Origin of the sequence: Kutzneria sp. 744, from assembly GCF_000568255.1 — a bacterium.
In the GTDB taxonomy this organism is placed as follows: domain Bacteria; phylum Actinomycetota; class Actinomycetes; order Mycobacteriales; family Pseudonocardiaceae; genus Kutzneria.
Genome location: NZ_KK037166.1, coordinates 4,246,037 through 4,247,639 on the forward strand (window position 1 = coordinate 4,246,037; position 1,603 = coordinate 4,247,639).

At 68.8% G+C, this 1,603-nt stretch carries 2 protein-coding genes and 1 pseudogene; all 3 read right to left on the reverse strand.

Going from position 1 to position 1,603, the window contains the following annotated elements; genetic code table 11:
- Positions 1-382: pseudogene (glyA, locus tag KUTG_RS19115) on the reverse strand (serine hydroxymethyltransferase); the annotation flags it as partial.
- Between the two features lie 68 nt (positions 383-450).
- Positions 451-1,170 (reverse strand): ABC transporter permease, encoded by a 720-nt coding sequence (locus KUTG_RS19120; protein ID WP_043718581.1) that lies wholly within the window; start codon positions 1,168-1,170, stop codon positions 451-453.
- Positions 1,167-1,603: ABC transporter ATP-binding protein (locus KUTG_RS19125; protein WP_157495580.1), on the reverse strand; the 437-nt coding region annotated here is incomplete at its 5' end. The genes KUTG_RS19120 and KUTG_RS19125, both read right to left, overlap by 4 nt.

Genomic DNA, 1,603 nt, shown 5'->3' on the forward strand with positions numbered 1-1,603 from the left:
CCCGGTCCAGCGCCTTGGCCGCGGGCTTGCCGGCCACGTTCTTGGACGTCAGGTCGATCAGCAGCAGGTGGTTGTCGGTGCCGCCGGAGACCAGGTCGAAGCCCCGCTCGGTCAGCGCCGCCGCCAGCGCCTTGGCGTTGGCCACGATGTTGTGCGCGTACGTGCGGAACTCGTCGGTGGCGGCTTCCTTCAGCGCCACCGCGATGCCGGCCGTGGTGTGGTTGTGCGGGACGCCCTGCAGACCGGGGAACACGGCCTTGTCCAGCGCGGAGGCGTGCTCGGCGTCGGACATCAGCATGGCGCCGCGCGGGTCGTGCAGCCTCTTGTGCGTGGTCGTGGAGATCACGTTGGCGTGACCGACCGGGGCAGGGTGCGGCGCCCCGGGCTAAATCCGGCAAGGGCGAGGCACCGGTCACGAGGGGCCGAGCCGCGACGCCGAAGGCGGCGCCATCAAGCACTGTCGGCCCACTTGAAGGTGCGCAGTCCGATGGCTCCAAAAAGGACTGCGAAGCCGAGTAGAGCCGACAACGGGATCAGGACGGCGTAGCCTCCGGACAGGGTCTGGCGGACGGCGTCGTTGAGGTAGGTCAGGGGCATGAACCGGGACGCGGTGGTGAGCCAGGGCGGGGCCAGCTCCAAGGGATAGAAGGAGCCGGACAGGAAGGCCATGGGGATCATGATGCAGTTGGCGATGGCGGCCACGGCATCGGGATTCGGGGCTGCCCGGGCGACGAGCACGCCCATGGCGAAGAAGGTCAGGCTGCCGACCATCAAGACCAGGGGCAGCAGCACGATGCTCGGCGAGGTGACTGTGAGGCCGAAGGCGGGCAGCAGGGAAACGCCGAGGAAGAGGACGGCCTGGGCGATGGCCAGGCCGACGGTGACGACGTACCAGCCGGACAGCAAAGAGGTGATGGGCGTCGGGGTCGTGCGGACGAGGCGGAGCAGGTCGTCCTTGCGCCACTGGACGATCGAGTAGGCGACGCCGAACATGGCGGCGTTGCCGACGGCCCAGTCCAGCACGCCGGCGGTGAGCTGGTTCATGCGGCCGGGGCCGCCGAACATGAGTCCGAAAAGGACGATGAACAGCAACGGGAACGCGAAGGTGAAGAACAGCGCGATCCGGTTGCGCAGCATGGCAATCAGGTAGGCGGCGGCGGCGGCGTTCATGCGGCCACCAACGCCAGGTAGGCGTCTTCCAGAGTGGCGGCGCCGGTGCGCTCCCGCAGGGCCGACGGGGTGTCGACGGCGACGATCTGTCCACGGTGGAGGATCGCCACGCGGTCGCATAGGTGCTCGGCCTCGTCAAGGTGATGCGTGGTGTAGATGACGGTGCGGTCGGACAAGCTCTTGAGCAGTCCCCAGAGTTGCTTGCGAGCCAACGGATCCAGCGCAGCAGTCGGCTCGTCCAGGAACAAGATCTCGGGGTCGTGGGTGAGCGCGGAGGCGATGGCCAGGCGCTGGCGCTGACCGCCGGACAGCTTCTCGACCCGGGTGGCGGCGCTTTCGTCGAGACCGACGAGCGTGAGAACCTCATCGGCCCGCGAGCGGGGAATCCGGTGCAGGGCGGCGACGCGGCGCAGGTGCTCGCGGGCGGTGTGAC

What these genes read in the sequence shown, in the direction of transcription:
- KUTG_RS19120 (WP_043718581.1), bottom strand. Translation starts at nt 1,170, where the DNA reads ATGAACGCCGCCGCCGCCGCCTACCTGATTGCCATGCTGCGCAACCGG.